We start from the raw sequence: 26917 nt of genomic DNA on the forward strand, positions 1-26917 counted from the left end.
TTTGCGAAAGCGGTGACAACAAAGCCCAGTCTCACCGGGGTGAGCACGTATAAGCCGTAACCCATCGCGCAGGGAAAGCCGGGTTGTTTCCGGTTACACCTGTGGTCCTACCCCCGAGCTTTCTACCCATTGCTCGGGGCCCATGGGTGCGATCGGCACCCGACTTTCCCTGCGCCCTCTGTTTCCAGAGCGGCGAAACAAATGCAAAGCTCGGACAGATCATGTCGCGAGAGGGCGGATGTGTGACTCGCAGCCGGTGCAACACATTTGGTGTCGTCCTGGCTTTCGCCAGGACGACGCAGCAGGAGAATCGCGGGCCCGTTCAGCCCGCCAATCAGGAGCGGCCCCCAAAACAAAAACGCCCCCGAGTCGGGGGCGTTTTGCGTGTGGTGCCGGGGCGATCCCGAAGCGGACTTTAGTCCTTTTTGAGAAAGCCCGAAAACTTCTTCTGGAAGCGCGAAACGCGGCCGCCGCGATCCATGAGCTGCGTGGAGCCGCCGGTCCAGGCCGGGTGCGACTTCGGGTCGATGTCGAGGTTCAGCGTGTCGCCTTCCTTGCCCCAGGTCGAGCGGGTCAGGTACTCGGTTCCGTCGGTCATGACGACCTTAATCGTATGATAATCCGGATGAATTTCGGCTTTCATGGCAATTCCTCGGCGCTCCGGCGCCTGTCTCAAGATGTCTGGAATACGGGATTTGCGCGGGTCTATAACCCATGGAGCCCGCCAAAACAAGCCAAGAAAGGGCCTAAGCCCATCACCGGATTGGGACTTTACCGGATTTGCCAGCCGGGGGTCGGCGGGCCTATGTGGGGGGCGATAGAACCGGTCTAGATTGATGAGCGTAGCCGAACAGCTTGAGACCCCGCGTGGCGCCCCGCAGCCCCCGCGCGACGCGTTGCTCGATGAGGAAGCCTTCATCGAGAGCCAGATCACGGAGCCGGCGAAGAGCCGTGCCCGGTTGCGGCCGTTGCTTGCGCTCGCGCCCTATGTGGCGCGCTACAAGGGCCGGGCGATCCTCGCGCTGATCTCGCTGACGATCGCCGCGATCACCACGCTGATCGTGCCGGTCGCGGTGCGGCGGATGATCGACATGGGCTTCACGCCCGAAGGCATCGCGATGATCAACAGCTATTTCAGCGTGATGATCGCGGTCGTCGCGGTGCTCGCCTGTGCCAGCGCCTCGCGCTACTACCTCGTGATGACGATCGGCGAACGCATCGTCGCCGACCTCAGGCGCGACGTCTTCGCCCATCTGCTCTCGCTCTCCCCCGCCTTCTTCGATTCCGCCCGGTCAGGCGAATTGGTGTCGCGGCTCACCGCCGATACCACGCAGATCAAGTCCGCGGTCGGCGCGTCGGTGTCGATCGCGCTGCGCAATCTGATGCTGTTCTTCGGCGCCGCCGCGATGATGGTGATCACCAGCCCGCGGCTGTCCGGCTTCGTGCTGCTCGCGATTCCGATCATCGTGATTCCGCTGGTGGCGTTCGGCCGCTGGGTGCGGCGGCTGTCGCGCACCGCCCAGGACACGCTGGCCGATGCCAGCGCCTATGCCTCGGAGCTGGTCAATGCGATCCGCACCGTGCAGGCCTATACCGGCGAACGGCTCGCCAGGACGCGCTTTGCCGGCGAGGTCGAACAGGCCTATGAAGCCGCGCGAACCTCGACCCAGGCCCGCGCCGTGCTCACGGCCATCATCATCTTCATCGTGTTTGCAAGCGTTGTCGCCATCCTTTGGATCGGCTCGCACGACGTGCTGGTCGGAACCATCAGTCCGGGCCGGCTCGGCCAGTTCATTCTCTACACGGCGTTCGCGGCGAGCGGGCCTCGGCCAGCTCAGCGAGGTCTGGGGCGAGGTCTCGGCGGCCTCGGGCGCGGCCGAGCGCCTGTTCGAGATCCTGCAGGTGAAGCCCGAGATCGCCGCGCCCGCGGCGCCGCAGGCGCTGCCGGTGCCGGCGCGCGGCGAGGTCGGTTTCGACAATGTCAGCTTCGCCTATCCGAGCCGGCCCGACGCGCTTGCGGTCGATGAAGTGTCGCTCTCGGTCCGGTCAGGTGAGAAGGTCGCGATCGTCGGTCCCTCCGGCGCCGGCAAGAGCACGATCTTTCATCTTCTGCTGCGCTTCTACGATCCGAAATCGCAGCGGGACGATCTCGCTCGACGGCGTGCCGATCCGGCAGGCCGATCCGGCCGAGGTGCGCGCCCGCATCGCGCTGGTGCCGCAGGACTCGGTGGTGTTCGCCGCGACCGCCCGCGAGAACATCCGCTTCGGCCGGCCCGATGCCACCGATGCCGAGGTCGAGCGTGCCGCCGAGCTCGCGCATGCCGCCGAGTTCATCCGCCGCCTGCCCGAAGGTTTCGAGACGGCACTCGGCGAGCGCGGCGTGACGCTTTCCGGCGGCCAGCGCCAGCGCATCGCGATTGCGCGCGCCATCCTGCGCGATGCGCCGCTGCTGCTGCTGGACGAGGCCACCTCCGCGCTCGACGCCGAAAGCGAGACGCTGGTGCAGACCGCACTGGAAGAGCTGATGCGCCACCGCACCACGCTGGTGATCGCGCATCGCCTCGCAACCGTGCTGTCCTGCGACCGCATCCTGGTGATGGACCAGGGCCGGATCGTCGAGCAGGGCACGCATGCCGAGCTGGTCGCCGCTGGCGGCCTCTACGCCCGGCTGGCCCGGCTGCAGTTCGAGGGGATCTGAGCGAATTGGGGCTCGGTGCGCTCTGCCTATGCGATTCCTATGCGATCGGGCGCGCGCTCCCCTCGAAAACCTATTCCCGCACAAGGATAGTCGCGCCACGCCCGACCTCCCTCGACAGCCGAAGGAAGTCAGGCGCGCGGGGTGTTCGACTAATGCGCGAGAATGCGACCGAACCGGAGAGCAAGCTGCTCCGTGCCTGGCAGCTTGCCGTGCTGCGCTTCGCAGTGACGCTCGACGACGACGATCGGATGCACGCGCTCGGTGTGGCCGGCGAGGTCGACCGGCTGGGTGGCGCGGCCGATGACGCCTTCCACTTCTTCCGCAGGACGACCGCGGAGCTGTGCGCGGCGATCTCCGGTCAGGGCGCGGATCAGGATGCCGTCGTCCGGCGATTCCTGGCGCAGATCGACAATGTCAGGCTCAAGCGGGCGGTCGAAGCGGCGATCGCCAAGGACCACACCAAGGACCGCACGCCGCCGAAACTCGTGGCGAGCCGCGTGAAGCCCGGCCCCGATCTCTGGCGCGGGCTGCCGTCGCGGCGTGCAACCGGAGCGTAGGAAGGGCCTCGCTCTGCAATCGCCATCACCGCGCGGCGGATATTCCGTCACAGCATGTCGCCACAACCCTGGCCGGCTTGCTGCGATCAGTACGATGCGCTTCTCTGTGCTCGACAAGGGACCGGTCGGTTTCGGAATGCGGGGAGTGGCGAGATGGGTGGCTTGGTGATCAGCGGCGGCCGGGTGGTGGATCCCGCGAGCGGGATGGATGCCGTTGGTGACGTGGCGGTGGTGGATGGCAGGATCGCCGCTGTCGGCACGGGCCTCGGCGGCGCCGAGCGGGTGATCGACGCGACCGGGCTCGTGGTGGCGCCCGGCTTCATCGACCTGCACGCGCATGGCCAGTCGGTCCCGGCCGACCGCATGCAGGCGTTCGACGGCGTCACGACGACGCTGGATCTCGAGGCCGGCGTGCTGCCGGTCGCATCCTGGTACGAGCGCCAGGCGCGGAAAGGCCGCGTGCTGAACTACGGCGCCGCCACCAACTGGGCCTTTGCCCGCATCGGCGCGATGACGGGCTCCAATGCCGAGAGCTCGCTGGAGGCGTTCGGCAATGCCATGCGCGATCGGCGCTGGATGGACAACGTCGCGACCGATGGCGAGGTCGGCGGCATCCTCGACCGCCTCGCGATCGGCCTGAACGAGGGCGGCATCGGTATCGGCATCCTGAACGCCTATGCGCCGGGCGCCGGCGTTCAGGAGCTGACGGCGGTCTGCCAGCTGGCTGCGGCCAAGGACGTGCCGACCTTCACCCACGTCGCCTTCATGTCGCGCATCGACCCCGAGAGCGCGGCGGAAGCCTATATCCGCCTGATCGGCTATGCCGGCGCCACCGGCGCGCACATGCACATCTGCCATTTCAACTCGTCGAGCAAGACCGACGTCGAGCGCTGCCGCGTGCTGATCGAGAAGGCGCAGGCGCAGGGTCTGCCGATCACGGTCGAGGCCTATCCTTACGGCACCGGCTCCACCGTGCTGGCGGCGACCTTCTTCAGCGATCCGAAATTCGAAGAGCGCAACGGCCTCGGTTACGATTCGGTGCAGCGCGTGACCGACGGTCACCGTTTCGGCAGCCGCGAGGAGCTGCTGGCGGCACAGGCCGAAGAGCCCTCGACCTTGGTGCTCTGGCACATCCTCGACACCGAGAACAATGCACATCACCGCGACCTGCTCGACATGTCGGTGCTGTATCCCGGTGGCGCCATCGCCTCCGACGCGATGCCGTGGACGCTGTCCGACGGCACCACCTATACCGGCGATGCCTGGCCGCTGCCGGATGATGCCACCTCGCATCCGCGCTCGGCCGGCTGCTTCACGAAATTCATCCGCGAATGGGTGCGCGAGCGCAAGACCGTGTCGCTGCTGGAAGGCGTGCGCAAATGCGCGCTGATCCCGGCGGAGATCCTGTCGCAGAGCACGCCCGCGATGCGCGCCAAGGGCCGGCTGCAGGTCGGCGCCGACGCCGATGTCGTGGTGTTCGACTACGAGACGCTGAGCGATCGCGCGACCTTTTCCGCGATGAACCGTCCCTCGGAGGGCGTGCGGCATCTCGTGGTCAGCGGCCAGGTGCTGATTTCCGATGGCGTGCTGGACGTGGCGGCGCGGCCCGGCAAGCCGGTGCGCCGCCCCGTCACGGGGGGCTGAGGTGCCGGTCCCGATCCTGCTGGTCGCGGGCTTCCTCGGGGCGGGCAAGACCACGGTCGTCAACCATCTGCTGGCGCATGCGGAGGGGCGGCGCATCGCCGCCGTGGTCAACGATTTCGGCGCGATCAACATCGATGCGGAGCTGATCGCGGGCGCCAGCGACGGCGTGGTCAGCCTTGCCAATGGCTGTATCTGCTGCTCGCTCGAGGGTGATCTGTTGCGCACGCTCTCGACGCTGCTGCGGCGCGATCCCAGGCCCGACTATATCGTCATCGAGACCAGCGGCGTCGCCGATCCCGCCGACATCGTCCGCAATCTGATGGACCCGGTGATCCTGCGCGAGGCGCGGCTGGAGACGGTGCTCTGCGTGATCGACGCGGCGCAGCCTGCGGCGGTGCTGAACGATGCTCTGCTGCGGTCGCAGCTCCGGGCGGCGGATGTGGTGGCGCTGAGCAAGGTCGATCTGGCCGACGCCGCCGCGTGCGCCGCGATCCGCGACGCCGTGCGCGCGGTGCGTCCGGCGGCCGTGGTGGTTGATGCCTTGCATGGCGAGGTGCCGGCCGCGCTACTGTTCCCGGCGGACCTCGATCATGTGTCGGCGCCGCGCGAGACCGCGCCGCGACGGCCGTCGTCGGAGCGCTTCGAGACGCTGAGCTGGACCTCGGACAAGCCGGTCTCGCTGCCCCGCTTGCAGCAGGCCATCAACCGCTTGGCGCCGAAGCTGGCGCGCGCCAAGGGACTGTTCGAGACGGTGGAACAGCCCGGGCGGCTGACGGTGTTTCAACTCGCCGGCGGCCGCGCGACCTTAGCTGCAGGCGGCGTGCCGTCGCCCGGCGTGCCGCGCACGCGCATCGTGTTTATCGCCGAGATGGGGGCTCTGTCGCGCACCGAGATCGATGCGATCATGCAGGGATGTGTCGACATCGAGTGATGTGAGCTTATGTTTCCGTCATCGTGAGGCACGAGCAGAGCGAGCCTCGAAGGATGGACGCCCGGCTGTGGCCATGCATCCTTCGAGACGCCGCTTCGCGGCTCCTCACGATGACGGGATTACATCTGCGCGTCATCCGCGGATGCCGCTGTGTCATCGCCGCAGCTCCATCCGCCAAAGCATTTGTGCGACAATCGCATCGAATTGACAGCCTTGCCGGCACCACCTATCGTTTTTGCCGACGGTTCCCTTCGGGGATCAAAAGGGAATGCGGTGCGAGGGTAACCCCAATGCCGCAGCTGTCCCCGCAACTGTAAACGGCGAGCCTTTCGTCAATTTGCCACTGGGCCATCGGCCCGGGAAGGCGGCGACAGGCAACGACCCGCGAGCCAGGAGACCTGCCGTCAGTCGTGGTCACACGCGAGCACATTGGGCGGGGGTGTCCTGGTGGGATCGGAGCACTGCCTTTTGGGCAATGCGCCAGTCCGCGTTCGCGGTGACGTGCCACGTTATCGCGAGTCCCTTTCATGTCTCCGTCCTTTCCCGTTGCGCGCAAATGGCGCCTCGGTCTCGTCTGCTCCCTGTCATCGCTGTTGTTGCCGGCCGAAGGCTCGGCACAAACACCTCCACCAACCAGGCTCGATCCGATCGAGGTCGCGCCCTCGGTGACCGCCAAGCCGAAGCCTGCGGCGCGCAGCCGTGACATGGCCGCTGCGGCGCGGCCACGGCCGAGGCCCGCGACGATCGCAACAGCCGGCAACGCGCCGCGCGTCGCAGCGTCGGGCGCATCGGGATCGGCATCGCCGACGCTCAATGCCACCACGCAGGGCGGCACCGGCAGTCGTCTCAATCTGACACCGCTGCTGACGCCGGCCAGCGTCGAGATCATCACGGCGCAGACCATCGCCGAACGCGGCCAGCACAATGTGCTCGATGCCGTCACCCAGGACGCGGCCGGGTTCGTCGCGACGCCGGCGCCCGGCAATGGCGGCCTGTCGTTCAGCACCCGCGGCTTTGCCGGCAGCAACTCGGTGATGACGCTGTATGACGGCACGCGCTTCTATATCGGCTCCGGCACCCTGACATTCCCCTACGACACCTGGTCGACGCAGCGCATCGAAGTGCTGCGCGGTCCGGCCTCGGTGCTGTACGGCGAAGGCGCGATCGGTGGCGTCATCAACGTGATCCCGAAAAAACCGCTCAATACGCCCACTAACGAGGCCGAGGTCTCGCTCGACAGCAACATGACGCGGCGGCTGTCCGTGGACAGCACCGGTCCGATCGATCCCAATGTGTCGTACCGCATCAACGCTACCGGCAACATGTCGGACGGCTGGGTCGATCGCGACAAGACCTCGAACGCGGTAGTCTCCGCTGCCGTGCGGGTGCAGGCGTCGGACAATCTCGCCTTCACGCTCTCGGAGGACTACGGCGACCGCAGCCCGTCGCGCTATTTCGGCACGCCGCTGATCAACGGCTCGATCCAGGACGCGCTGCGCTTCAAGAACTACAATGCATTGGACAGCGCGATCCGCTATCAGGACAGCTGGACCCGGTTCAAGACCGAGTGGGACGTCGCCGACGGCTTCAAGATCAACAACACGCTGTATTACCTGACCAGCGAGCGGCACTGGCGCGACATCGAGAACTACACCTGGAATCCGAAGACCCAGCTGATCGATCGCACGAGCTATATCGAGATCTTCCACGACCAGAAGCAGCTCGGCAATCGGATGGATGCGACCTTCAGCGGTCACGTGTTTGGACTTGCGAACCAGTTTGTCGCCGGCTTCGACGTCAACCGGATCGACTTCACCCACACCAATAACTCGCCCTATGGCGGCGCGTCGTCGGTCAATCCTTATGTGTTCGATCCCGGGTCGTTCTTCGCGACGACGACGGCGACCACGCCGGGCTTCAATGCGATCGTCAATCAATACGCGCTGTTCGCCGAGGATCGTCTCTCGCTGACCGATCAATTGTCGCTCGTCACCGGGGTCAGGTATGATCGCCCCGAGGTGGACCGCACCGACTACAAGGCGCCGGCAAACAGTTTCGAGACGACGCTATCAGGCACGAGCTGGCGCGCTGGCCTCGTTTACGAGCCGATCAAGAACCTCGCATTCTATGGCCAGTACGCGGTCGGCGTCGATCCGGTCAGCAATTTGATCTCACTGTCGACCACGCAGAAAACGTTCCAGCTTGCGACGGGCAAGCAGACCGAGATCGGGGTCAAGCAGTCGTTCTGGGGCGGTCGCGGCGAGTGGACGCTGGCTGCCTACGAGATCGTCAAGACCGGGCTCACGATTCCCGATCCCGGCCACCCCACCGGCGGCCTGGCATTGCAGATCGGCCAGCAATCATCCCGCGGGGTCGAAGGATCGATCGGGCTCGCGCTGAACGACGGCTGGCGCGTCGATGCCAATGTTGCGCTGTTGCGCGCCAGATACGACAACAACAGCCAGGTGGTCGGCGGCAAGATCGTGAGCTTCAACGGCAATGTCCCGGTCAACGTGCCGCAGCAGGTCTCGAACGTCTGGCTGACCTGGGACTTCGCGCCCAACTGGTCGGCCTATGGCGGCGTGCAGATCGTCGGTGCGATGTACTCCGATCTCGCCAACACCCAGCTGCGGCCGGGCTACAATGTGGTCAATGGCGGCGTCAGGTGGAAGCCGGACGACCGGACCACGGTCGCGTTCCGCCTCTACAATCTGTTCGACAAGGCTTACGCGGTGACCTCGAACGGCACCGGGCAGTGGCTGCTGGGCATGCCGCGTACCGCCGAATTGTCCGTCAACGTGAAGTTCTGACCATGCGCAACGCTCTGATCCGGCGCGGGCGGCGGTGGCTCTATATCGTCCATCGCTGGATCGGCATTGCGACGTGTCTTTTGTTCGCGATGTGGTTCATCTCCGGCCTCGTCATGATGTACGTGGCCTTTCCGCGCCTCACCGACAGCGAGCGCCTCGCCGCGCTTCCTGTCATTCCCTGGAGCAAGGTGCGGGTCACGCCTGATCGCGCGATGGCGATCGCGGGTGTCGAGCGTTATCCGCGTGATCTGCGACTTTCGATGATGGACGACACGCCCGTCTATCGGGTGGCCGGCTGGGAGGGAGGGATGATCACCATTTCGGCGATCGACGGCAGCGCGATCGACCGGATCATGCCGGACCAGGCGCTGGCCATTACCGCTCATCATCCGCATGCTGTGCAGCCGCGCTTGATCGAAACGATCACGCGCGACCAATGGTCGGTCACGGCGCGCTTCGATTCGTTGCGGCCGCTCTATCTGATCCGCCTCGGTGACGCCGATGGCACCGAACTCTACGTTTCCTCGCGCACCGGCGAGATCGCGCTCGACACCACGCGGCGCGAGCGCATCTGGAATTGGCTCGGCGCGATCCCGCACTGGATCTATCCGACCGTGTTGCGCAAGGACGGCCCGCTGTGGCGGGATGTGGTGCTGTGGATCTCGGGTGTCTGTCTTGTCGTCGCGGTTACCGGCTTCTGGATCGGCATTTTGCGCATGCGGCTGACGCGCCGCTACGCGAGCGGCGCCGTCTCGCCCTATCGCGGCTGGATGGCCTGGCATCACATTGCCGGCCTGATCGGCGGCATCTTCGTTCTCACCTGGATGTTCAGCGGCTGGCTCTCGCTCAATCCCGGCGGCGCGTTCTCCGCTCGCGGCATCACCCGTGAGATTACGATCGGCTACAGCGGCCATGACACGCCCGACATCCTCGCCGGCTTCCAGTCGCCGCCCTCGATGCCCGCGGTGGAGGCGCGCTTCGTCTGGATCGGCGGACACCGGTTGATGTTCCTCGACGATGGTAGTGGCGGGCGCAACCTCGCCGATCCCGCGACCGGCGCACCAGTAGCGATCTCGCGTGACGAGATCATCGCGGCGGCCCGGCGCGCCATGCCGGGAGCAACGATGATATCGGCGCGACAGCTGGATCAACCTGATGCCTATTGGTACACGCTGCACCAGGCGCGCGAGCTTCCCGTATTGCGGATCGGCTTCGACGATCCTGCTCACACCTGGCTGCACATTTCGCCCGTCACCGGCGAGATCCTCGACCGCAGCGACGATAGCCGTCGGTCCTACCGCTGGCTGTTCAACGCGCTGCACAGCCTCGACGTCCCGCTGCTGCTGCGCATCTCGCCGGCGCGCGACGTCGTGGTGTGGCTGCTGTCGGCGGCTGGCACGCTTATCTCGATCAGCGGGATCGTGATCGGCTGGCGCCGGTTGTGGCGGCGCAAGGTACGAGGCAGGCGCATGTCCGCGAGCCTCATACGCACGCCCTCGTAAGCCGCGATTACTTGACGGTCAGGTGCACGTCCGGCGCCGGCCGATCGGGCGCCCATTCCAGTGCGAACCGCTGTCCGGCAATGATCTCATAGGTCGAAAGCTTGGATGCGACCGCATCGCGGAACCGGAGATAGGCGTCGCGCTGCCGCCCGTTCGAGCGGGCCGCGGCCAGATTGAGCCATTTGTAGGCCAGCACGAAATCCGTCGGAACGCCGTGACCCTTGTCGTACATCAGGCCGAGTTGGGCTTGCGCGAACGGGTCGCCCTGCACGGCGCCGCGATAGTAGCAGTCGGCGGCGGCTGCATAGGCCTGCGGCACGCCGAAGCCGTGCTCATACAAGAAGCCGAGCATGCCGAGGGCACGCGCGTTGCCACGCTCGGCGGCCGGCGCGAGCTCCCGAGCCGCCCGGACATAGTCGCCGCGATGGAAGGCGGCCGATCCGCGCGCCACGCTGTCAGCGCTCGCGACAGAGGCGGTCATCGCCCAAACCACGATCGCAAGCGAAGCCGAGAGGCCCGTCCGTTGTGCGAGAACGCGGCGCATCCTGCTGCCCGGCTCAGTGATAGCTGGTGGTGATCGGCGCATTGGTCGATGTCGTGGCGATGCTGCCGCGCAATTTCGATCGAAGCTCCTCGGCCACGGTCTGGGCGTCGGAACCGTTGCGGATGATCTGCGGGCGGATGAAGATGATCAGCTCGGTACGCTGGGTGCCGTTGCTCTGATGTCCGAAGGCGTCACCGAGGCCCGGAATCTGATCGAGCACCGGAAGCGCATTGCGGGCGCCGCTCTGCTGCTCGCTAATCAGGCCCGCCAGCAGCACGGTCTGACCGTTGGCCACCGAGATCTGGCTCTTGACCCGTCGTTCCGATACGGTCGGCGTCAGGTTGACCGTGCTGCCGCTGCTTTGGGGAACATTGCTGATCTCCTGTTCGACGTCGAGCCGCACGGTGCCGTTCACGCTGACGCGTGGCGAGACCTTCAGGATGATGCCGGTGTTGCGATAGTCGATGGTGTTGACCACCGTGTTGCTCGTGGTCAGCACCGTCGCGCTGCCGGTCGAGACCGGGACGACGTCGCCGACCTGTAGGGTCGCGACCTGGTTGTTGATCACGACCAGCGAGGGATTGGAGAGCACCTTGACGCTGGTGACGGCGTGCAGCGCATCCAGGATCAGGCTCGGCTGCGTTGCATTTCCGATCAGAAAGTTGAAGCCCGGGAAGCTCTGGTTGATGAAGGCATTGGTAAGCGATCCCGCGACCGAGACCGCGCCGGTGGTCGCGTCTGTGGTGGTCGCGGGCGCGGACGTCGCCTGGGTGCCGAGGATCGAGCCGGTGTTCGGCTTCAGGCCGAGGTTCTGGCTGGTGAGATAGGTCTGCACGCCATAGGACAAGGTGTTGTTGAGCGTGACCTCGGCGATCGTCGCGTCGATCGCGACCTGGAGCTGCGGCTCGTCGATCTGCAGCAGGGTCGACTCGATGATGCGGTAGTTGGCCTGGTCGGCATAGATCAGGAGATTGTTGTTCACGACATCGGGCGTGATGCGGACGTCCTGCATGACGGGCTGCCCGTTGCCGCCGCCAGCACCGCGTCCGGCATCCAGCGCAGCATTGTTGCCCTGGCCCGGATTGTTGGGATTGTTCGCTTGACCGCCGGCGCCGAATCCCTGGCCCAGGCCTGTTACGCCGGTCCCCGACGTGCCGCGGGATGCGAAGCCGCTCATGCCTGAATTCGCGCCGTTGTTGTTGTTGAGCGACAGACGGTCGGCGACGCTCGAGGTCGACGAGGTGCCGGAGCCGGGCGCGAGCTGGCTGTCGGCACTGTCGAGCAGGTTGCCGGACGATCCGCCAAGGAACATGTCGGTCAGGACCCGCGCGATCTGGCGCGCATCGCCGTATTTGACGCGATAGACATGGACCGAGGTGCGCGCCGTGTTGTTGCGGTCGAGGCGCTTGATCCAGGTCGCGGCCGTATGCAACATGTCGGCCTTCTTGGTCACGACCAGGATCGCGTTCAGGCGCGCGATCGGCATGAACTTGATGACGTTCTGGCTGAGGCCGTTCTCGCCGGAATCGACGATCTTCTCCAGCTCGGCAATGACAGGCGCGGGCGAGCCGCTCGAGATCGGGAAGATGCCGACGGATTGGCCGCGCATCCAGTCGACGTCGAAACTGAGCACGGTATCGACCGCGGTGCGGCGCTCGGCGCCGGTGCCCTGGATCAGCAGCAGATTGCGCGTCGTGTCGGCGCGGATCGCGCCGGCCCTGGTGGCGAAACTGTCGGTCAGCTTCATGAGGGTCTGCGCCGACACATATTGCAGGGGGACCACCGAGATGCCGAATCCGGGTTCGGGATTGGCCGCTGCGGCATCGACGCGGCCGCCGCCGACGGCGTCGCCGAGCGGCGTCAGACGATAGCCTGCCGTATCCTTGAGCAGCACGACGCCGCTCAGGCGGAGTGCGTTTTCGAGCACGAACACCATGTCGGACTTCGGCACAGGGCGGACCGAGACCAGGCTGACCGTGCCCTGCACCCGCGGGTCGATGGTGTAGCCGACATGCAGGATGTCGCCGAGCACCACCTTGGCGACGGTCGCCACCGGCGTGCTCTCGAAATTCAGGTCGAAGCCGTTGCCGTTCGACGCCGGTTGCGGCCGCGCATCGGCAACCGCCGTCACTTCGCTTCCGTCATACATCGCCGCGCGGACGCTGCCGCTCTGGCTGCCGCCCGTCGCCGCCAGTGCGTTCACCGGTTGCGGCTGGCGCTGCGCCAGATCCAGCAAGCGCACCTTGTCGGTGACGTCGAGTTGGGATGCGTCCACGCTCTCGCCGACCGTCGCGGAATTGCAGGACGCCAACAACCCCAATGACGTCAAGGCAAAAATGGCTGCGAGGCCGCCACGGATCGTCGGGCAGCGGCCCACTGTGCCTACGCGTTGCATGAAGGCCCTTCGCTTTGACTAACAGAAATTTCGATTGCTTGCGACGATCGGTCCTACCCCGGAGGGACTCTTAGCGATCGAACATGACAGAAATAAATTGGTTACATGATTGTCGTTCGCGACCTGCGCATCGCATCGCACCTAAACTGTGCAGCCGATGCGCTGCTTGTGTCCGCGATGCCACCCTCAAAGTTTCTTGAGCGGGACGAATGATGTGACTTCGCACAGCTGTCACACTTCGGATCGATAACCGCACAATTGCCGGGAGCCGAACGTGACGGCACGCAGCGGCACTTGGCACGAACTGATCCGGGATAGTGTGGCGGGATATCGAGAATGGCCAACGACCTGTCCGTTCGGTTCGTGGATTATCTGCGTCAGAACAATCACCTGGCGCCGAGCGATGGACCGGCTGAGCGGACCGGGCAGGGCGCCGACGTCAGGCAGTTGAAGCTGTGGGAGGTCACCAGCCTCTCCCCGACCGACTTCGCAGACGAAGCCGCGCGCTTTTTCTCGTTCGGCCGGCTGACGCTCCAGGAGATGACCTCGGCCGAACCGCTGGTGGGGGCGTTCTCGCCGCGCTTCCTGCGCGAGACCATGGTCTATCCGTGTCGGGCGGCCGACGGGACCACGGTGCTCGCGGTCGTCGACCCGACCGATCAGGCAACGCTGCGGGCGGCGCAGATCGTGCTTGGCGCCGGCATCCATGTGAAGGTGGCTTCGTCGGAAGACGTCGCCATCGCGCTGAACAACTCTTCCAGCGCCGAGGAGGCCGAGGCCGCCGATAGCGCGGCGGCGCTGCCCCGCGAAGACGACATCGAGAGTCTGCGCGATCTCGCCAGCGGCGCGCCGGTGGTGCGCGCGGTCAACGATCTCATCGAGAAGGCGGTCGAGCTTCGCGCCAGCGACATCCATATCGAGCCGTTTTCCGGCGGGCTGATGGTGCGCTTGCGGATCGATGGTCTGCTCCGGCCGGTCGCCGCGCTATCGGGCGTGCTGCCCCAGGCGGTGGTCTCCCGCATCAAGATCATCGCCAATCTCAATATCGCCGAGCGCCGCCTGCCGCAGGACGGCGCGGCGCGGCTGCGGGCCGGTCGCACCGACATCGATATCCGCGTCGCGATCATGCCGACGCAGCACGGCGAATCCTGTGTCATCCGTATCCTGCCCAAGGATCGCGGCCTGCTGGTGGTCGAAAAGCTCGGATTCTCCGAGCCCGACGAAGCCAAGCTGCGGCGGCTCTTGAAGCTGCCGCACGGCATGGTCGTGATCACGGGACCGACCGGCAGCGGCAAGACCACGACGCTGGCCACGATCCTGTCGATCCTCAATGAGCCGAGCCGCAAGATCCTGACCATCGAGGATCCGGTCGAATACGAGCTTCCCGGCGTCAACCAGTCCCAGATCAAGCCCGCGATCGGCCTGACCTTCGCCACCGCGCTGCGGTCCTTCGTTCGCCAGGACCCGGATGTGATCATGGTCGGCGAAATCCGCGATTCGGAGACCGCGCATGTCGCGGTTCATGCGGCGCTGACCGGGCATCTGGTGCTAACGACGCTGCACACCGAGACCGCGGCTGCCGCGGTGCCGCGTCTGCTCGACCTCGGGGTCGAAGGCTATCTGTTGCGTTCGGTGCTGCGCGGTGTGATCGCACAGCGTCTGGTCCGCCAACTCTGCGAGCGCTGCAAGGCGGCGCGGCCGCTGGCAACAGCCGATTTCGCCGAGGACCCCCGGCTCGCCGCGCTCGGCTTCAAGGCCGACGAGATCATTCAGGAGCCATGCGGCTGCGAGCGCTGTGGCGGGACCGGCTATCGCGGCCGCCTCGGCGTGTTCGAGTTGCTCGAACTGTCCAATGAACTGCGCGAACTGGTCGGGGAGCGAACCGACGGGCTGAAGATCGATACGATGGCGATCCGCTCGGGCATGACCACGATGCTCGACGATGGGGTCGCCAAATGCCGCGCCGGATTGACCTCGCCTGCCGAGATCCTCCGCGTCGCAACGGTGCGGTGACGCCGTGCCGAATTATCGCTATCGCGCTTTGACTCAGGCCGGCGAGATCGTGAACGGCACGATCTCCGCCCCGACGGCGGCCGAGGTGGCGCGGCGCATCGAATATCTCAAGCTGCTGCCGATCGAAACCACCGAGGACAAGCGCGCATCCGGAGCCACCGGTGGCCGCAGCCTGTTCGGCGGGCCGAGTGCGGCCGAGGTCACTACGTTCGCGCGTGATCTCGCGCTGCTGCTCAAGGCCGGTGCGCGGCTTGACGATGCCTTGGAGCTGCTGTCCGGCGACGCCGATGTCGGCCGGATGCGACCCGTGGTGGCGAAGATTCGCGCCGCCCTGCTCACCGGCGAGAGCTTTGCCGATGCGGTTGCCGATCATCCAACCCTGTTCCAGCCGATGTACATCGCCCTGGTCCGGGTGGGAGAAATCTCCGGCACGCTCGATTCCGTGCTGGAGATGCTGGGGACCGAGCGCGCGCGTTCCGAGCAGATGCGGCGCAAGCTGACCGACGCCATGCAATATCCGGCCTTCGTGCTGGTCGCGGCGTCCGGTGTGATGCTGTTCTTCCTGCTGTTCGTGCTGCCGCAATTCTCGACCGTGCTCGGCGATTTCGGCGGCAAGTCGGACACGGCGCTCGCCAGCTTCATTGCAGTATCGGATTTCCTGCGCGCCAATGCCACCGCGGCAAGCCTGATCAGCGCGGCGACGATTGCGCTCACATGGTGGCTGCTACGGCAGGCGCGCGTGCGCGCCGCGCTGGTCAACGCCATCTCGCGTGTGCCGGGCATCAGCAGCGCCTTCCAGTTCTATCGGGCCAGCCTGTTCTGCCGCAATCTCGGCGTCCTGCTCGGCAGCGGTGTCAACCTCACCGCCGCGCTGCGCATCCTGGTCGACATCATGTCGGTGACCGGAAGCGAGGCGAACTGGACCGCCGCCGCCGACCGCGTCCGCCATGGCGGCAAATTGTCGGAAGCACTCGCCGTGGCGGACAGCCTGCCGCCGATGGCGGTCCGCATGCTGCGGCTCGGTGAAGAGACCGGGCAGCTGCCGGTGCTGGCCGGGCGGGTCGCGGAATTCTACGAAGCAAAATTGCAGCGCAGCCTGGACCGGGTCGTCGGCATCGTCGGTCCGCTGGCGATCATCACGATCAGCACCGTGGTCGGCGGACTGATCGTGTCGGTCATGACGGCGCTGCTCTCGGTTACGCAGCTAGTCGGTTAGAGCAGGGGTCATCGGCCATGATATCGCGCAACATCATCATAAAGGCATTCGCCACGCGAGCGGAACGCGCTCGCACGCCGTCGCAAAGCCAGAGGCGTTCGGGGCAGGAAGGCTTCACGCTGGTCGAGATGCTGGTCGTCATTACGATCATCGGGCTGATCATGGGACTGATCGGCCCCCGCGTGTTGAACTATCTCGCTGAGTCCAAGGTCAAGACGGCGCGCATTCAGCTGCAGAGCTTCTCCAGCGCGCTCGACCTGTTCTATCTCGACGCCGGGCGCTTCCCGTCCACGGCTGAGGGGCTTGCCGCGCTGGTCCGGCGCACGCCGGGGGTCGCGGCCTGGAATGGCCCGTATCTGAAGGGCGGCAACGTGCCGAACGATCCCTGGAACCACCCCTATCTCTATCGCTCGCCGGGCGAACATGGACCGTATGACATCGTCTCCTACGGCTCCGATGGTCAGGAGGGCGGCAGCGGTACCTCGGCCGATATCTCGCTCGAGAAGACCACCGCCGCGAACAACGACCAGTAAGGATGCATGGCAAGCATGAGTGACGCGACGCAGCGCGGTTTCACCCTGCTCGAGATGGTGTGCGTGCTCGCCATCATCGCGCTGCTGGCGGCCGTGCTGCTTCCGTTCATTCCGCACCAGACCTCGCGATCGCGCCTGCAGGCCTATGCATTGCAAACCGCGACGCTGCTGAAGGCCGACCGGAATGCCGCCATCGAGCGCAGCACCAGCGTTGCGACGCTGGTTGATGCGCCGAGCCGGGTGATCCACTCCGGGGCGTCGCGCATGACGGTGCGGATCCCCGAGGACGTACGGTTCGATGCCGTGCTGCCGCAGAGCTGTCAGCGTCGCGCCGCACTGTCGACCATCCGCTTCTTCGCCAATGGCGGTTCCTGCGGCGGCTCCATCGCGCTGACGCGGCTCGATGCGGGATATGAGGTTCGCGTCAACTGGCTTACCGGAAGGGTTGAAATCGTTGCCCGCGACGTCGCTGCCAACTAACCGTGCTGATGCGGGGTTCACCATCATCGAGGTGCTGGTGGCGCTGGCGCTGGTGGCTGTCTCGATCGTTGCGATCGGCGCAGTCATGGGCGTCAAGACGCGCGGCGTGCGAGCGCTGGAGCAGCACGTGGCGCTGATGCAGGCGGTGCGCACCTTGATGACGGTCGGCATCCCGCCCCGCGCGGAATTGCAGTCGGGCACCTCGACGGGGCAGGCGGAGGGCTACCGCTGGACCATCGACGTCGCTCCGCTCGGCGGCGACTGGAAGGTGCCGGAGGGCAATGTGCCATGGGCCCCGGAGCTGGTGCGGATTCGCGTCAAATCCCCGGGCGGTGCGCTGTCCGACATTCGCACCGTGCGCCTGATGCCGAGGTCGTCGGAATGACCCGGGCATGGGCAGACCAGCGAACGGACGAGCGCGGCTTCACGCTGATCGAGACTATCGTCGCGCTGGCGCTGATGGGGCTGTTGCTGTCGGCGCTCGCCAGCATCACCGCGCAATGGCTGCCGAGCTGGAACAAGGGCCTCGACCGGATCCAGCGCAGCGAATTGGTCGGGATCGCGCTGGAGCGGATCGGCGCCGATCTTGCGGCCGCGGAGTTCGTTGCCGCCAACCGCGACAGCCACAAGCCGCTGTTCGACGGATCGGAATTGTCGGTGATGTTCGTGCGCACGTCGGTCGGGCCGAATGCCGGGCCGGGGCTCGATGTGGTGCGCCTTGGCGAGGTCAGCGATCGCGGCGAGTTCGTCACGGTTCGCACGCAGACGCGCTTCACGCCGCTTGCCGACGGGGTGTCGCTGTCGGAGCAGGTCCATCTCGGCAGTCCGGTGGTGCTGCTGCGCGCGCCCTATCGGCTGTCGTTCGCCTATGCCGGCGCTGACCGGGCCTGGAAGAGCGCCTGGAAGGACGCCGACAGACTGCCGGCGATGATCCGGCTGACCGTGCGCGATGCGGCGAGCCAGCGCGTCCTGTCGGTTTCGACCATCGCGCCGGTCCATGTCCAGATTCCGAGCGACTGCACCAAGCCGGACGGCAATTGCGGCGACAAGCAGAGTTCCGGCAGTGCCACTGGTCAGGGGAAGACGTGATGCATGCGTCCGGCAAGATCGGCCGATCGCCGGCCAATCGCGGTTTCGTCATCGTTGCGGTGCTCTGGATCCTGCTGGCGCTGTCGTCGCTGGCGATCATCTTCTCGGCCTATCTGGCCGCGTCGGCGCGCGCGCTGGCGGCCAGCGACCTGTCGTTGCAGACCGAGGCGCTGGTGTCGGCCGGGCTCGAGCTCACCGCCTATCAGCTGACGCTGACGGACGACAAGACGAGGCCGCAGCAGGGGACGTTTCATTTCGGTCTCGACGATGCCAGCGTCGGTGTCACCTTTACGTCGGAGGCCGGCCGCCTTGATCTGAACTACGCGTCGAAGGAGATGCTGATCGGCCTGTTCGTCGTGCTCGGCGCCCGCAAGGACGCCGCCGCTGAATATGCCGACCGGATCGTCGGCTGGCGAACCCGGCCCGCACCAGGCAGCGAGAATGTGGAGGCGGCGCGCTACAACGCGCTTGGCTATTCGCCGCGGCAGGGGCTGTTCACCCATGTCAACGAGCTGGCGCTGGTCGCCGGCATCCCCGAAGCGTTTGTCGATCGCGTGTTGCCGTTCGTGACGGTGTTCAACGGCGGTCCGGATGTTGATCCGACCATCGCCGCACCGGAAGTCGCTCTCGCCGTCGATAAGGCATCGGGGAAGGACCAGGATGGCTTCGGGGCGCGCCCGGCTTCGCCGAACGGCATCGCTGCCGCAACGCAGGCCCCGAACCAGCAAAGCGCGGCATCGACGGCGCAGAGCCCGTGCTACCGGATCGCAATCTCGGTCCGCTTCCGCAACGGTCACCGCACCACATCCGAGGCGGTGATCGCACTCGGTGACAAGGTCGAGCCCTATCGGGTGTTGTCCTGGCAAAACGATGTCGAGCCGCGAAACCCGGTTCTGCTGCGCAAGAGAGGATGATGGCAATGCTTGCCGAGGCACGGCAATGGTTCGAGCAATGGATCGGCGCGGTCGCGACCGCCGTGGACGGCGTCGCAGGCAGGTTCGTGCGCCGGCGCAGCATCGAGCTCGACGAGAATGGCGACGGCACGTTCACCGCCCGCCTCGCGGCCCCGAAGGATGGCTCGCCTTCGATGCCGGTTTCGTTCCGGCTCGATCACGATGCGCCGCAGCCTGCGCTGCCAGCGGAGTGGAAGACCGCGTTCGACGGCAGTCGCATCGAGGTGCGTTTGCGATCGGATCAGATCGTCAGCCGCGTGCTCGATTTCCCGAACCAGGCAAGCGACTTCCTTGACGGCATGATCCGCGCGCAGGTCGACCGGCTGACACCGTGGAGCGCCGCCGATGCCGTGTTTGGCTGGAGTTCGCCGCAGCCGATCGCCAATGACCGCATCGAAGTCGCGTTCGGCGCGACCGCGGCGACGAAGGTCGATCCGTTGATCCGGATGGCAAGGATGTTCGGCGCCGCCTCCGTCGCGGTCTTCGCGCCGGCGGTTGGCGGCGACGGCACCGCGCAGCAGGTGACGCTGCTCGACAGGTCGCTGCGCGGCCTTGCCGGGCCCTCGGTTCCGCGCCTGTTGCGCGTCGGCCTGGTCTCGACGGCGGCCGCGGCCGCAGTCTCGCTGCTGCTGAACATCTATCTCGGCGGGTGGCTCCAATCCGAGCAGGACGACCTGCAACACCGGATCGCGCAGCGCCGCGCCGCGCTGCGTCTTGATGCCAATGTCGACTCGTCCGGGCTCGGCCTGCTGGCCAAGCGCAAGCAGACGACGCCGTCGAGCGTCATGGTTCTGGAAGCGGTCTCGCGCGTGCTGCCCGACACGACCTATGTGACGGAGCTTCGCATCGAGGGCAACAAGGTGCAGGTGGTGGGACTGACGCAGGATGCGCCATCCCTGATCCGGTTGCTGGAGCAGTCGCCGCAATTCACCCGCGCGACGTTTTTCGCGCCGACGACGCGCGCGGCGAATGAATCGGCCGAGCGGTTCCACGTCGAGGCCAACATCACTGCTTATTTTGGGTCCAGCTCATGAGCGCAGCATCCCGATCGCTGACGGCTGTCAGCACCTCGCCAATGGTCGCGACCGCGAGCTATCTCGGCCTGTTCGTGCTGCTGCTCTTTGTCGTCATCTCGTCGCTCTCGGACATCATCAGCCTGCGCAGCGATGTTGCGGCAGCGGCCGGAATGCTGGAGCAACTGGAAGGACGATCTAGGGCGAACGCCGCGCCCGGTCAGCCGGCGATGCCGACCGGCTCGGCCTATCTCGAGGGCGCGACCGTCACGGTGGCCGGCGCCACCTTGCTGCAACGCGTGTCGGGCGCGGTCATCAAGGCCGGTGGCAATGTGCTGTCGACGCAGCTCGATGTTCCCAACGCGCCGGCCAAGGCCGGCTTCATCAGCATGGTCGCGAGCAGCGAGATCGAGCAGGCGCAATTGCAGCAGGTGCTCTACGATCTGGAAGCCGGCATGCCGTTCCTGTTCATCGACCAGCTGATCGTGCAACCGGTCGCCGACGAGGCCGCCAAGGGCGCCGATCCCGGCAAGCTGCGCGTGCTGCTCGGCGTCTCCGGACAATGGCGAGGAGCCAAATGATGCGACGCTTCGCAGCGATCATCGTGCTGTTGGCGGTGTCGGCCTATTCGGCGCCGGCTGCGGTGCCTGCCCCGTCCGGCGATGCATTGGACGCCGGGATGCTCGACGATACCCGTCTCGGCGGACCGGTGCTGAGTTCATCGCCACCGTCCGAACCGGCGACGTCGGTCCGGGTGGCTCCGTCGCCGGCACCGACGCCCCGGCCGATCAGCGCCAATCCGCTGTGGGGCATCCCGCTCAAGACGCTGTCCAACACGCGCGACCGGCCGGTGTTCTCGCCGTCGCGGCGGCCGCCGCCTGCCGTCGTTGCGGAACCGGAGGTCAGCAAACCAGCGCCGCCGCCGCGCAAGGTCGCGATCGAGCCACCGCCGCTGTCGCTGGTCGGCACCATCGCGGGAGATGACGAAAGCTTCGGGATCTTTCTCGATCAGTCGACCAAGACGGCGCTGCGGCTGAAGATCGGCGATGACTTCCAGGGATGGAAGCTGCGGTCCATCAACGGCCGCGAAGTCACGATGCAGAAGGACGATCAGGGCGCCGTGCTCACATTGCCCCAGCCCGGCGGCGACGAGAGCGGCGATGTCCGCCTGGTTCCGGTCAGCACGGAGAGGAAGCCCTTGGCCGCGCGGCGCCAGATGTGACCGCGCGTCGGACCGAGATGCTAGACTAGTTCAACGCGAGCCAGCTCTGAAGGGCCGGCGTCACGAGAAGCCCGAGCGCCAGAAACGGGCCGAACGGGATCGAGGTCTGGCGCTTCATCTCGTGGCCGGCGAGTTGCAGGCCGCCGGCAACACCGAGCGCCGCGAGTGCCGCGATCAGCAGCAAGGTCGGAATCCCTGTCGCGCCGACCCAGATCGCCGCGGCGGCGAGAAACTTGACGTCGCCAAGTCCCAATCCGTCGACTTGCCGCAAGGCGAAGTAAAGACGCTGCAATAGCAGGAACACGATGCCGACCAGCACCGCGATTCCCATGGCGGTGACGGCGGCCATCGTGCCTTCGGCGACGACGACGTTTGCGAGACCGAGCGCCGCGATCGCAAGGTTCAGCCAATTGGGGATGATGCCGTGGCGAAGATCGATCAGCGCGACGGCGCAGCAAAACATGCAAAGCGCGCCGTAAGATCCGATAAGATAGAGGGCTTCGCGATCAATCTGCATGGCGACGGACAAGTGTGACAGATGCGGACGTTGTGTTGCAACAACTCACGCGCGTTGAACAGTCCAATTTCAATCCGTCTGCAGCAGCGCGAACGAGTTTGCAAAATTGTGATCGTCATCGACGATCGCGGAGCAGAAAAGATGCGACAAAAAGTCCGCGCTGTCACAAATCCGCATAGGATACCGACAATAGTTCGCCCCGCTACATGCCGCGAGCCCTTCGTGGCAGACGAGTGGGTTGACTATGCACAAGATGCAAGTGGCGGCGTGCCTTGCTTTGCTGGCGGCGTTCGCAGGCGTGCGCGGCGCGAATGCCGGTGCTCTCGAGGAGGGCGCCGAGCGCTACCGGCCATATTTGATCGAGGGCGTCGCCAGTGCGCTGACAGGCGCGCGTGCGCTTCGCGAGCGCGCCGCGGCGGCGGATTTGCCCGGAGCGAAGAAGGCCTGGCTGTCGGCGCGCGCCGGCTGGGAGCGCTCGGAGGTGTTCACCGCAGGCTTCGTGCCTGAGCTCGATGCGCAGATCGACGCCTGGCCCAACGCGGACAGCGGGTTCCACGCCATCGAGGCGAAACTGTTCGGAGCTGCCAGCACCGACGTTGCCACCGATGCGACCGGCCTTGCCGAGCATCTGAACGATCTCCACGGCAAGCTCAAGGATATCAAGCTGACGCCGCAGGGTCTTCTGGATGGCACGGTGCGGCTCGCCTACGAAGTCGGAGAGAGCAAGGCCGATGGCGGCGAGTCGCGCATCAGCGGCACCTCGCTGGACGACATGCGCAACAACATCGCCGGCATCGACTTCGCCTACCACACGATCTTCTCGGCCGCGCTCAACACGGTCGACGGCAAGCTCGACGAGATGGTGACCAACCGGATCGAGCAGCTCGAAGCGATTGTCGCCACGCCCGACCTGCCGCGTGTCAACATTGCCGAACTGCGCCAGACCAGTGAGGAACTGGTGGTTGCGCTGCAGAGCGCCTCGGCAAAGCTCGGGCTGCAGCGGCCGACACTGGAGGCCCAGGCGCGATGACATCGCTTCACCTGCGTCTGGCTGCGCTGCTCTCCGGTGTCATCGCCCTGGCATTGTTCGGGCGTGCGGTGGCATTTCCGGTCGACGGTGACAAGACCGTGCTGCCTGTCGCGACCGAGCTGAACGAGGATGCGCTCGACAAGCCGCGCGAGGTGTTCCAGTCCGAGCGGACCGGAACCAAGTCGTATCTGGTGAATCTCGGCGATCTCGCGTTCAATTCGCCGGGGCTGCTCGGTGACGTGGCACGGCAGGCCGGCGTGAGCTGCGGCACCTGCCACGTCAATGGCGCGAACAACGCCAAATTCTTCATGCCGAAGATGTCGAGCCGTCCCGGCACGTTCGACACCACCGGTCCGCTGTTCAATCCGAAGGCCAACAATCTGGCGTTCGATCCCGTACGGATCCCGAGCCTGCGTGGCGCCCGTTATCTTGCGCCCTACGGCGCAGACGGCCGGTTCGCCTCGCTGCGCGATTTCGTCCACAACGTCATCACCAACGAGTTCGCAGGTCCTGAGCCGTCGCCGGCAACGCTCGATGCGATCGTGGCGTATATTCACGACATCGACTTCCTGCCCAATCCGAGCCTTGGTCCTGCCGGACGGCTGGCCGGCAAAATCAGCGACGCGGAGCGCCGCGGCGAAGCGCTGTTCGCAAAGCCGTTCCCGCACGATCCATCATTGAGCTGCGCGGGATGCCACGTTCCGTCGTCCGGCTTTGTCGATCACCAGCAGCACGACGTAGGTTCCGGCGGCCTGTTCAAGACGCCGACGCTGCGCAATGCCGACTTCAACGCGCCGTACTTTCACGACGGCCGCTTCGACAATTACAACCAGGTTGTCGACTATTTCGACCGGACCTTTCAGCTCGACCTCTCGGCGCAGGACAAGGACGACCTCGTCGCCTATCTCACGGCGGTCGGCGACGGCGTGCAGCCCTATGAACGCGACGGCGCCGGTGCAACGTTGAAGGAGATCAACGATTTCTCGACGGTGCTCGCGACCGCGATTCCGGCCGGCGACAACGACATCGTCGCGCTGGCGGTCGACACGATCGGCCGCGAGCTGCGCGAGTTGACCGAGCAATATCCCGATCGCAAGAACACCAGCGTCTCGGGCGGCGAGCAGCAGCGCGTGCTAGCGCGCAGCGGCCTCAAGGAGCTCGTTCTCACGCTGCGGCGAATCGAGATGGCGGTTGCAGCAGGGCGCAACGCGGATGCCGCGACCGAGTTCAGGAATTATCGCAATCTGATGGTTGCCGCAGTGCCCGCGCTGTTGGCCAGCGCCGAGCCATGGTCGCTCTTCAATCAAGACGTGCATGACCAGCATTATGCTGCGCTTCGCCAGGTGATGCGCTCCAAGCACCTTTCGCATTGATTGCTTTGTTTTGCAGTGATTTTGCGATCCGTGCCGCGGCGCGGATGCTCGATCAATTTTCGATCAATAGTTGCATCGTTGAATCGTGGAGATGCGGCGCGCGGCAGATGTCTCCTCAGAAAATATTTGAACGTCTCGAAATTTCTTGCGCGCTTTCATGTAAGCGAAAACCATGCGTCATATTGTCGCACTAAGCAGTGTGTGTTGCTAACCGCAAACACCCTGAGGTCGACAATGAGTTTGAATTACAAAAAGCACTGGCGAACCAGCACCGCGCTCTGCATCGCGTCAACGGTGCTCGTCGCAACAGCCGCATATGCCGCTCACTATCCTGGCGGCCGCAGTGATTGGGACAAGCGTCCGCATCACAATCACCAGGCGCACGAAGAGGGCGATCGTGCGAAGCATGAGAACCATGGCCATCATGGTGACGGCGATCACGGCGTGAAGACCGCGTCGCCGATCAAGCACGTCATCATCCTGATCGGTGAGAACCGCGGCCTCGATCACACCTTCGGTATCTACAAGCCGAAGGGCAAGGGGCAGACCATCTCCAACCTGTTGTCGAAGGGCATCGTCAACGAAGATGGCACGCCGGGACCGAACTTTGCGCAGGCGCAGCAGTCCTCGGTCGCGGGCCAGCCCTTGTACTATATCGGCGCACCGACCATCGCGAAGTCGCCCTACAACGCGACAAACCCGATGCCGCAGCCGAACACGGCCGGTACGCCGACCGCGCAGAGCGACACCGGCGCTCCGTTCAAGACGATCGCCGAAGCCAGCGTCGAGAAGGACATGGATCCGGCCGATCTCGACATCCTCACCACCGGCTTCAGCGGCCTGCCGACCGGCGTGCTGGATACCCGCATTCCCGGCGCCGGCGGTCTGAACGGACCGTTCCAGCTGCAGGGCGAGCAGATCAGCGACGACGACTACACCGGCGACTCGACGCATCGCTTCTATCAGGATTGGCAGCAGGAAGACTGCAGCGCCGCCAATGCCACCAAGAAGAACAATTCGGGCTGCCTGAACGACCTGTTCCCGTTCGTGATGGCGACCTATTCGGCGTCCAACAAGAGCATGGCCAACTCGATGGGCTTCTACAACGCCCAGCAGGGTCAGGCTCCGGTCCTGAAGATGCTCGCCGACCGCTTCACCTTGAGCGACAACTTCCACCAGTCGTTCCACGGCGGCACCGGCGCGAATCACTTCATGCTCGGTACCGGCGATGCGGCCTTCTGGAGTGACGGCAAGGGCAATCCGGTGACGCCGCCGGCCAACCTGATCGCCAATCCGAATCCGGTCGCGGGCTCGGTCAACCGCTACACCGTCGACGGCAATTGGAGCAATTGCTCTGACGTGTTCCAGCCCGGCGTCAAGCCGATAGTCACCTACCTCAACAATCTGCCGTACGCGGCGGAGCCGAACTGCAAGCCCAACCACTACTACATGCTCAACAACGTCAACCCGGGCTATCTGCCGAACGGCGCGCTGTCGGGTGGCAACAACGTGCCGCCGTCGTCGGTTCGCACGATCGGCGATGCGCTCATGGAGAAGAACATCTCCTGGGCGTTCTATGGTGGCGCGTTCAACGACGCCGTGGCGCTTTCGAACGCCGCGGTTGCCGCCAATCCGTCGAACCCCAACCTTAGCGCCGCCGCGGTCGCCGATCCGGCGCACGCGCTCGGTGTTGCCTACTGCCAGATCTGCAATCCGTTCCAGTATGCGACCTCGATCATGGCCAACCCGGCCGTGCGTCAGGCTCACATGAAGGACACTGCCGATCTGATCACGGCGATCCAGAACAACACGCTGCCCGCGGTGTCGTTCGGCAAGCCGGACGGCCTGCTCGACGGTCATCCGCAGAGCTCGAAGGTTGACCTGTTCGAGGCCTATGTCCTGAACGTGCTCAACTCGCTGGACAACAATCCGGAGCTGAAGGCTGAAACCGCTGTCTTCATCACCTGGGACGAGGCCGGCGGCTATTGGGACTCCGGCTACCAGCAGTCCATCGACTTCTTCGGCGACGGACCGCGCATTCCGACCCTGATCCTTTCGCCCTATTCGACGGGCGGCAAGGTCAACCACAACTACGCCGACCACGTTTCGCTGCTGAAGTTCATCGAGCGCAACTGGGCTCTCCAGCCGCTCACGAACCGCAGCCGCGACAACCTGCCGAACCCGACCTACTCGAAGAACAACGAGTACATTCCAACCAACAGCCCGGCATTGTCTGACATGTTCGACGCGTTCGACTTCAGCAAGCCGGTCACGTTGTCCTACACCGAGTGATCAAGCTCTCGCCCGCAGCGAGGTCCTGACTCCATCCAAGGCCGGCGCCGATCGAACCAATGGTTCGGTCGGCGCTGTCTTGTTCTACCCGCCCACCACCTGATC

At 65.4% G+C, this 26917-nt stretch carries 22 protein-coding genes, 1 pseudogene and 1 riboswitch; of the genes and pseudogenes, 19 read left to right on the top strand and 4 right to left on the bottom strand.

The window, feature by feature from the left end; all coding sequences use genetic code 11:
- Positions 1–415: 415 nt before the first annotated feature.
- A complete protein-coding gene (gene rpmE / locus RX327_RS04915) occupies positions 416–643 on the bottom strand; it encodes a 50S ribosomal protein L31 (protein WP_317249640.1) in 228 nt (75 codons plus the stop codon).
- A gap of 193 nt (positions 644–836) precedes the next feature.
- Here rpmE and RX327_RS04920 point away from each other — a divergent pair.
- The 6 genes and pseudogenes from RX327_RS04920 to RX327_RS04945 all read left to right on the top strand — a co-directional run bounded on the left by RX327_RS04920 (position 837) and on the right by RX327_RS04945 (position 10142).
- Positions 837–2698: pseudogene (locus RX327_RS04920) on the top strand (ABC transporter ATP-binding protein/permease).
- A 152-nt stretch (positions 2699–2850) separates the two neighbouring features.
- The gene (locus RX327_RS04925; protein ID WP_244482449.1) at positions 2851–3255 is read left to right on the top strand and encodes a hypothetical protein; all 405 of its coding nucleotides are present in this window, start codon (positions 2851–2853) and stop codon (positions 3253–3255) included.
- 153 nt (positions 3256–3408) lie between these two features.
- Positions 3409–4899, top strand: coding sequence for an amidohydrolase family protein (locus RX327_RS04930; RefSeq protein WP_317249641.1), 1491 nt, complete (start codon positions 3409–3411; stop codon positions 4897–4899).
- Between the two features lies 1 nt (position 4900).
- On the top strand, positions 4901–5830 hold the full coding sequence (locus RX327_RS04935; RefSeq protein ID WP_317249642.1) for a GTP-binding protein: 930 nt from the start codon (positions 4901–4903) through the stop codon (positions 5828–5830).
- Between the two features lie 225 nt (positions 5831–6055).
- Positions 6056–6251, top strand: a riboswitch (cobalamin riboswitch).
- A 106-nt stretch (positions 6252–6357) separates the two neighbouring features.
- Positions 6358–8640, top strand: a complete 2283-nt coding sequence (locus tag RX327_RS04940) for a TonB-dependent receptor (RefSeq protein ID WP_050386308.1) — start codon at positions 6358–6360, stop codon at positions 8638–8640.
- 2 nt (positions 8641–8642) lie between these two features.
- The gene (locus tag RX327_RS04945) at positions 8643–10142 is read left to right on the top strand and encodes a PepSY-associated TM helix domain-containing protein (RefSeq protein ID WP_050386309.1); all 1500 of its coding nucleotides are present in this window, start codon (positions 8643–8645) and stop codon (positions 10140–10142) included.
- A gap of 7 nt (positions 10143–10149) precedes the next feature.
- Here RX327_RS04945 and RX327_RS04950 read toward each other — a convergent pair whose 3' ends face one another.
- Positions 10150–10623, bottom strand: coding sequence for a tetratricopeptide repeat protein (locus RX327_RS04950; protein WP_028340292.1), 474 nt, complete (start codon positions 10621–10623; stop codon positions 10150–10152).
- Between the two features lie 76 nt (positions 10624–10699).
- Entirely contained in the window at positions 10700–13081 is a 2382-nt protein-coding gene (gene gspD, locus RX327_RS04955; RefSeq protein WP_317249643.1) for a type II secretion system secretin GspD, read from the bottom strand.
- Positions 13082–13417: 336 nt separating this feature from the next.
- Here gspD and RX327_RS04960 point away from each other — a divergent pair, with 336 nt between their 5' ends.
- From RX327_RS04960 to RX327_RS05005, 10 genes are read left to right on the top strand one after another with little or no spacing between them, the layout of a single operon-like run.
- Positions 13418–15094: a GspE/PulE family protein gene (locus RX327_RS04960; protein ID WP_317249644.1), complete on the top strand. Its 1677-nt coding sequence runs from the start codon at positions 13418–13420 to the stop codon at positions 15092–15094.
- A gap of 4 nt (positions 15095–15098) precedes the next feature.
- Complete coding sequence (locus RX327_RS04965; protein ID WP_317249645.1) at positions 15099–16310, top strand: type II secretion system F family protein; 1212 nt, start codon at positions 15099–15101, stop codon at positions 16308–16310.
- A gap of 17 nt (positions 16311–16327) precedes the next feature.
- A complete protein-coding gene (gene gspG, locus RX327_RS04970; protein WP_317249646.1) occupies positions 16328–16843 on the top strand; it encodes a type II secretion system major pseudopilin GspG in 516 nt (171 codons plus the stop codon).
- A 15-nt stretch (positions 16844–16858) separates the two neighbouring features.
- Entirely contained in the window at positions 16859–17323 is a 465-nt protein-coding gene (locus RX327_RS04975; protein ID WP_050386340.1) for a type II secretion system protein, read from the top strand.
- Complete coding sequence (locus RX327_RS04980; RefSeq protein WP_244482452.1) at positions 17298–17708, top strand: prepilin-type N-terminal cleavage/methylation domain-containing protein; 411 nt, start codon at positions 17298–17300, stop codon at positions 17706–17708. The genes RX327_RS04975 and RX327_RS04980 overlap by 26 nt, the downstream gene beginning before the upstream one ends.
- A complete protein-coding gene (locus RX327_RS04985; protein WP_050386313.1) occupies positions 17705–18412 on the top strand; it encodes a type II secretion system protein J in 708 nt (235 codons plus the stop codon). Before RX327_RS04980 ends, RX327_RS04985 begins: the two co-directional genes overlap by 4 nt.
- Complete coding sequence (locus tag RX327_RS04990; RefSeq protein WP_317249647.1) at positions 18412–19326, top strand: type II secretion system protein GspK; 915 nt, start codon at positions 18412–18414, stop codon at positions 19324–19326. The genes RX327_RS04985 and RX327_RS04990 overlap by 1 nt, the downstream gene beginning before the upstream one ends.
- A complete protein-coding gene (locus tag RX327_RS04995) occupies positions 19326–20399 on the top strand; it encodes a PilN domain-containing protein (RefSeq protein WP_050386315.1) in 1074 nt (357 codons plus the stop codon). The genes RX327_RS04990 and RX327_RS04995 overlap by 1 nt, the downstream gene beginning before the upstream one ends.
- The gene (gene gspM, locus RX327_RS05000) at positions 20396–20959 is read left to right on the top strand and encodes a type II secretion system protein GspM (RefSeq protein ID WP_028352112.1); all 564 of its coding nucleotides are present in this window, start codon (positions 20396–20398) and stop codon (positions 20957–20959) included. The genes RX327_RS04995 and gspM overlap by 4 nt, the downstream gene beginning before the upstream one ends.
- Positions 20959–21600 (top strand): hypothetical protein, encoded by a 642-nt coding sequence (locus RX327_RS05005; RefSeq protein ID WP_244482454.1) that lies wholly within the window; start codon positions 20959–20961, stop codon positions 21598–21600. The genes gspM and RX327_RS05005 overlap by 1 nt, the downstream gene beginning before the upstream one ends.
- 25 nt (positions 21601–21625) lie before the next feature.
- On the opposite strand, the gene RX327_RS05010 is transcribed toward RX327_RS05005, so the two are convergent.
- Positions 21626–22063, bottom strand: coding sequence for a prepilin peptidase (locus RX327_RS05010; RefSeq protein ID WP_063616551.1), 438 nt, complete (start codon positions 22061–22063; stop codon positions 21626–21628).
- 298 nt (positions 22064–22361) lie between these two features.
- Here RX327_RS05010 and RX327_RS05015 point away from each other — a divergent pair, with 298 nt between their 5' ends.
- The 3 genes from RX327_RS05015 (at position 22362) to RX327_RS05025 (ending at position 26812) form a co-directional block, all read left to right on the top strand.
- Positions 22362–23147 (top strand): EfeM/EfeO family lipoprotein, encoded by a 786-nt coding sequence (locus RX327_RS05015; RefSeq protein ID WP_028333649.1) that lies wholly within the window; start codon positions 22362–22364, stop codon positions 23145–23147.
- The gene (locus RX327_RS05020; protein ID WP_317249648.1) at positions 23144–24520 is read left to right on the top strand and encodes a cytochrome c peroxidase; all 1377 of its coding nucleotides are present in this window, start codon (positions 23144–23146) and stop codon (positions 24518–24520) included. Before RX327_RS05015 ends, RX327_RS05020 begins: the two co-directional genes overlap by 4 nt.
- 240 nt (positions 24521–24760) lie before the next feature.
- Complete coding sequence (locus RX327_RS05025) at positions 24761–26812, top strand: alkaline phosphatase family protein (protein WP_050386318.1); 2052 nt, start codon at positions 24761–24763, stop codon at positions 26810–26812.
- The last annotated feature ends 105 nt before the right edge of the window (positions 26813–26917 follow it).

Origin of the sequence: Bradyrhizobium sp. BEA-2-5, assembly GCF_032918025.1 — a bacterium.
GTDB lineage: Bacteria > Pseudomonadota > Alphaproteobacteria > Rhizobiales > Xanthobacteraceae > Bradyrhizobium > Bradyrhizobium pachyrhizi.